This is a genomic window from Bartonella sp. AD328YNZD (assembly GCF_042196425.1).
This window is the reverse complement of sequence record NZ_JBHIQG010000006.1, coordinates 23,995-30,581: the sequence shown is the minus strand read 5'-3', so window position 1 is coordinate 30,581 and position 6,587 is coordinate 23,995. Positions and strand designations below refer to the sequence as shown.

General features: G+C 36.3%; 4 protein-coding genes. All 4 read left to right on the top strand.

All coding sequences use genetic code 11. The features are described 5' to 3' along the window. Positions 1-408, top strand: a 408-nt coding sequence (locus tag ACFIO3_RS00855) for a ubiquinone/menaquinone biosynthesis methyltransferase (protein ID WP_375704025.1), incomplete at its 5' end; no start/stop codon positions are given. Between the two features lie 2 nt (positions 409-410). After that, entirely contained in the window at positions 411-1,997 is a 1,587-nt protein-coding gene (gene ubiB, locus ACFIO3_RS00850; protein WP_375704024.1) for a 2-polyprenylphenol 6-hydroxylase, read from the top strand. Positions 1,998-2,066: 69 nt separating this feature from the next. Continuing rightward, positions 2,067-3,488 (top strand): bifunctional phosphopantothenoylcysteine decarboxylase/phosphopantothenate--cysteine ligase CoaBC, encoded by a 1,422-nt coding sequence (coaBC, locus tag ACFIO3_RS00845; RefSeq protein WP_375606125.1) that lies wholly within the window; start codon positions 2,067-2,069, stop codon positions 3,486-3,488. Between the two features lie 1,881 nt (positions 3,489-5,369). After that, on the top strand, positions 5,370-6,089 hold the full coding sequence (locus tag ACFIO3_RS00840; protein ID WP_375608984.1) for a sulfate transporter family protein: 720 nt from the start codon (positions 5,370-5,372) through the stop codon (positions 6,087-6,089). Positions 6,090-6,587 lie beyond the last annotated feature (498 nt).

Below are 6,587 nucleotides of genomic sequence, written 5' to 3'. Positions count from 1 at the left end.
ATTGATTTTGTTGAAGCCAATGCAGAACATCTACCTTTTGAAGATCAAAGCTTTGACGCTTACACGATTGCTTTTGGAATTCGCAATGTTCCTCATATTGATCAAGCCCTTAGAGAAGCTTTTCGTGTCTTAAAGCCCGGTGGACGTTTCTTATGTTTAGAATTTTCAAATGTCGAGATGCCTCTGTTGGATAAAATTTATGATCTTTGGTCTTTCCATGCTATCCCTAAGCTGGGTCAATTTATCGCAAATGATGGCGATGCTTATCGTTATTTGGTTGAATCTATCCGCAAATTTCCTAAGCAAGATGATTTTGCCCATATGATCAAGCATGCGGGGTTTTCGCGGGTATCGTACCGCAATCTCACCGGTGCGATTGCAGCGCTGCATTCAGGTTGGAAAATTTAAAAATGGTGCAAGTTTCCCCTTACTTTCAATTGATGCGTGCAGGATGGGTTTTAACACGTGAAGGTGTTTTAAGTGCTCTCCCTCATGATGATCTTCAAGGATTTCCAGCGCTATGTCATCGTATAGCGAGTGCATTAGCACGACGCAAAACAAAAAAGAAACAACGATCTGAAAATATTTCATATGCCATTAATAAGCTTGGACCCTCTTACATAAAACTTGGTCAATTTCTTGCCACAAGACCTGATATTGTTGGGCGTGATATTGCGGAAGATTTGTCACAGCTACAAGATCGCGTCCAAACATTTTCTTGCACTGCCGCTATTACTCAAATTGAAAGTTCTCTTGGTCGCTCTATTGATGATTTATTCGTAAATTTTTATCCCCCCATTGCCGCCGCGTCTATTGCTCAAGTTCATCCAGCTGAATATAGTGATGAAACTGGCCATAAGAAAAAATGTGCTGTAAAAGTTATTCGTCCCAATATCAGAGCACGTTTTTCTAAAGATCTTAGAGGATTCTATCTCATTGCTCATTTACAAGAGCGCTATATCCCTGCCTCTCGAAGGCTTCGTCCTGTTTGTGTGGTGGATACTTTAGCACAAACAACACGACTTGAAATGGATTTACGCTTAGAAGCAGCAGCTATATCTGAAATGGCTGAAAATATTCAACATGATACAGGCTTTCGGGTTCCACGTATTGACTGGGAACGGACAGGACGTAATGTTCTTACAATGGAATGGATTGATGGTATAAGAATATCCGAAACTTCCAAACTCAAAGAAGCAGGTTTTGATTTGAAGGCGCTTGCTATTACGCTTATTCAATCTTTTCTTCGTCATACACTGCGTGATGGTTTTTTTCACGCCGATATGCATCCTGGTAATTTATTTGTAGATGAAAAAGGATGTATTGTTGCTGTTGATCTAGGCATTACAGGAAGGCTTGGCAAAAAAGAAAAGCATTTCCTTGCTGAAATTCTTTACGGCTTTATTACCCGCGATTACCATCGAGTTGCACGTGCCCATTTTGAGGCCGGCTATGTTCCTTCACACCATAATATCGAAAGCTTTGCGCAAGCCAACCGCGCTATTGGCGAACCAATTCACGGACAATCAGCACAAAGCATTTCCATGGCTAAATTGCTCACTTTATTATTTGAAGTCACTGAATTATTTGACATGCAAACGCGACCTGAACTTTTATTGCTGCAAAAAACAATGGTTGTCGTGGAAGGTGTTGCCCGTACATTAGACCCCACTTTTAATATGTGGAAAGCTTCTGAACCCGTTGTCAAAGAATGGATTAGTAAAAATTTAGGACCCGTAGGCGTTGCAAAAGACTTTAGTGAAGGAGCACAAGCTCTCCTTTCGCTGGCACGCAAAACACCACAATTGGTTCAAAATTTCCAACGAATAGAAGAAGATTTCAATCAAATGAGAAAAACAGGTTTTAATCTTTCTCCTGCTACCCTCAAACAACTTGCTGTGGAACAAAGTCACAGAAACCGTTATGGTCGTTATAGTCTTTTCATCATTGCACTTTGTTGCGCTTGTCTTACTTTTTACTTTTTTCATCTTTTCTAATCTCCTTAATATGCTAAAAATATCAACAATGAAATCATTGAAATCATTTTTATTTCTTGGAGGTATTTTATGGCCAGTATTACTATTCGTAACCTGTCTCTTGAAACCAAAGAAGCTTTGCGCATACGCGCCGCGCAAAATGGTATTTCTATGGAAGAAGAAGCCCGCCGTCTTTTAAGCAATCCCCCTACTCACACCACACTCCCCTCTCATGCCAGTGCTGTTGAAGTGCAATCATTGAAATCAAAATCTCTCCTTCTTATTATTGGTGGAAGTATTGCATCTTATAAAGCCCTTGATTTGATTCGCCGTTTACAAGAACGTGGAGCAGATTTAAAAGTTGTGATGACAAAAGCGGCGCAAAAATTTATTACGCCTTTAGCCGCTGAAGCTTTAAGCGGTGGTACTGTATATACTGATTTATTTTCACGCGAAGAAGAACATGATATCGGACATATCCGATTAGCACGTGATGCTGATCTGATTATTTTAGCTCCTGCTACAGCCAACCGCATTGCAAAAATAGCCAATGGCATAGGAGATGATCTGGCTGATTGTGTCCTTTTAGCAGCACGCTGTCCACTCTTGATTGCACCCGCCATGAATCCAGCCATGTGGGTGCATCCAGCAACTATTCGTAATGTTGCACAATTGCACGCAGATGGCGTTCATATCATCGGACCAGAAATCGGAAATATGGCTGAACGTGACGAGATTGGATATGGACGTATGAGCGAACCTTTAACTATTGTCGCTGCTATAGAGAATCTTTTGAATGTGCATGAAAAACCTCTCTTTGACCGCCATTTCATCGTTACCTCTGGCCCTACCCATGAACCAATTGATCCAGTACGTTATCTTGCTAATCGGTCCTCAGGTAAACAAGGTCATGCCATTGCAACCGCTCTTGCACATTTGGGTGCAAAAGTAACACTTATTTGTGGACCTGTTCATCTTGCAGACCCACAAGAAGTAAAAACAATTCATGTTGAAACAGCACAACAGATGTTAAAAGCCGTTCAAACCGCATTGCCTGCTGATGGTGCCATCTTTGTTGCCGCTGTTTGTGACTGGCGTAGTCAAACCCAATCTTTACACAAAATTAAAAAGGATGCTCATAAAACACCACCATCCCTTCAAATGGTTGAAAATCCTGACATTTTAGCAACGATTGGACACGCTCCAAAACGCCCCTCATTGGTCATTGGTTTTGCTGCTGAAACATGCGATATTATTGCTAATGCGCAAAAGAAATGCGTTGAAAAAGGAGCTGATTTCATTCTTGCTAATGATATTTCTCTTCAAGTAGATGGTACAAGTGTCATGGGTTCTGATACAAATCAAGTTTATCTCGTAAGTAGAAAAAAAGTTGAACAATGGCCTCATATGAGTAAACAACACGTAGCGCAAAAATTAGCAAACGTGATTGTATCATTTTTTGCCCCCCAAACATCTACTCCTCATGAGAAAAATATACCCCTTTGCAAATAAGAACTCTTCAAACGCGTTGATATTAAAACACCTTATAAAATAGAACTGATAATAGGTGTCTATCCATCTCAATTAGTATATAATATTTTTGATTTATAATGATAACCTAGCATTGTTCATATTAAATTAGAATCCCAGACATCGTAAGATTCTCTCATTCCCAATCTCTCTTCATATTGAATCAATAAAAATCATTTTCTTGCACGTTTTAAACAAGGATAACTGTATGAATACAAAACGTTTAAGAAAGAACTAAAAGCGCTTATAATGGACCGTCTCAAGAACCAAGAGCTTGTCTCGGACAACACTAAGGATGATGGCACCAACGTACTCTTTTTATTAAGAGTATAGTGATGCCCTATAAGTTTTATATTATTCACGAGAGCTTTACCCATAGACCATTCACAAGCGCTGTTGCGAAATGGGTGTGACAAGCGTTGGAAAATATTTTTTAAAAAAATCACATCTCACTCTAGCCTTCATAAAAGTAGGATCTATTGCACTACTGTCTCCCCAGCTTATAAAAAAACAAGCTATCATTCACTTTGCCTAACATTAACTTTGAGAAAGCTCTTGCACTGGATAAAATTTATAAAAAGCATTTTCTCTCTTCAATGTTTTTATCCCCATATTGGTCCTATTTATGATATACGAATAAATGATTTTGATTGTTTCATGATGAGAACAGCTCATGAGAAAATATGACAACTTTATTTGAAGCTCTTATTCACTATGAAAATGATGTATAAATTAATATATTATAAATATCTCAATGCAATTTTAAGCATACCTCACACTGACGCTCATAAAGAGTGTAGACAAAATTCATTGTACCACTGTCTATAAGTTTATGAAACTGACGCTTTTATTATTTTCCTCAGTGATCGGTCTTTAAGATTAAATGTCTGTCTCCTCTCTCCAGCATACCAAGACCACAAAGACTAGAATTTTATCCATGATATCCTCACATTGTGACGATTCATGAGAAGCATTTTTATTCTTTTATCGAAAGCTTTGTACCCATACATTGGTCTCGCCTATAATGTGCACGTAAATAATTTTTTGATGTTGAATAGAGACTTTGAAATTAAAGAATATTTCTATATTTTGGATTCTTATTCAAGTTGAAAATGATCAATTCTCTTCATAAATTAATGGTGTTATTATCTAAAAATTATTTGATACAGTGCACCACTTGTATGAAAAGTGCTTCAATGAATTCTTACTTCATTGCACTTATGGCTTTTAAAATTCAAAATCTCATCATTTTTAAGCATCAGTGACATCTCCCTTTCTTTGCTTCTTCTCAAAAAACTGCTCTTCCATGGAATCGGACGGTCAATCGCCTAAGCTTATTTTTTCCACTTCTATCATATTAATCATTCTGTTGCCCAAAATTAGAATATCTACGGAGCTACTACGTTACCCCTATTCCATTGAACTCAATATTTTTTTGAAAGCGAGAGGCAAAAGCATGCTGCCAAATAGTAGAAAAGTACAGAATTTTAGGAATTGTGTAAAACAATTAAGCACTTAAATAAACTAAGTTAGATAAATCTACTGAATAAATAGAAGTAAATAACTTTCCTCTCCAAAGTTCTTATTCCTTAATTTTTTACATATATCATATAAACGCAATAATCTACACTATGTACAAAAATAATAAAAACTTCTTCTACAACAGCTGCTTTTTAAATTCTTCTTTGTTTTAAAAATCAAAATTTCTATTTATTCAAACTTTATTTTAAATAAAGGAGCCTTATCCGTTTTTTATAATGTTTTTGAAAAAAATCTTGTAATTCAAAGAAAGAAAAAATTACACTGTACATACTTTAAATATATTTCTTGTTTTTTTTGCTTCTTTCCTTAGTTTATTAATCTATGATTTTTACTGCTGCTTATCGTGCTTTACAACGTCTTCTGACCTCGCAATATCGTATTATGATACTGAAAGCATTGGGGGTTACTTTTTTCATTCTCACCATTTTATGGTTATGTGTGCACCAACTTTTTGTGTCTTACTTTTGGCCCTGGATTGCTCAATTTCTTCCTGGACTCCCTAGTTGGGCGGGATGGATTGGTTTTAGCATGCTTATCATTTTTAATCTTGGTTTGGCTCTTTTGTTAGCTTTTTTGATTGCACCAATCACCGCTATGATTGGTGGTTTTTTCATTGATTCTGCTGCTGAAATCATTGAAAAAGAGGATTACCCAAATGAGCCTATTGGACAAGCTTTGCCGTTTCAGCGTTCTCTTATCATTTCCTTTAAATTTGTTATTTTAAGCCTTCTTGGTAATGGAATTGCTTTTATTTTATTCTTCATACCAGGTATTAATTTAATTGCTTTTTATCTTATTAATGGTTATTTGCTCGGTCATGAATATTTCTTGTTTGCTGCTTATCGTTTTCGAACAGAGCAAGATGCACGTACTTTTTTACATACTCATTACACAACGGTTTTTGGTGCAGGATTATTGATAGCGCTTTTTGTTTCGATTCCAATTCTTAATTTAGCAACACCGCTTTTTGCAGCCGCCTTTATGACATATTTACACAAAATGCTTTCCCAAAAGACCATGGCACGCATTACACAAAAATAGTTTCCTTGACTTTAAGGTTAATAAAACTTGCCAGCCAAAGAAAGCATAATATAAAATTTTATGTTTTCTCTTTTATTAAAGCAATATATTGATTTATAATGATAATTTATTGTTCCACAATATGAGTGAAAAACCTAAATATCATGAGGGTTTCTCATTTTAATCCTATTCATATTGGATCAATTGAAATCGTTTGTTTATGTATCATAAATGAAGGTGGTATGCGGATAAAAGTACTTTCAAAAAGGCGTGAAATATCTTTATATGAATCCTCTCAATGCAAACATTATCGTCGCATTGAAAACTGAAAAAGAGTATGATGGTGCCGCTTTGTACCTTATATTTCAGTAAAAATGGAGAGCATAATGTATTTTATACCCTTCATAGAGAAATGATTATTATACTCTTCATGGGTACCGTCATAAGAGAGTTTTGGGAATATTGAGACTGTTAAATCTAGCAACGCGTGAATACATAACAAGAACAATATTTTGTTTT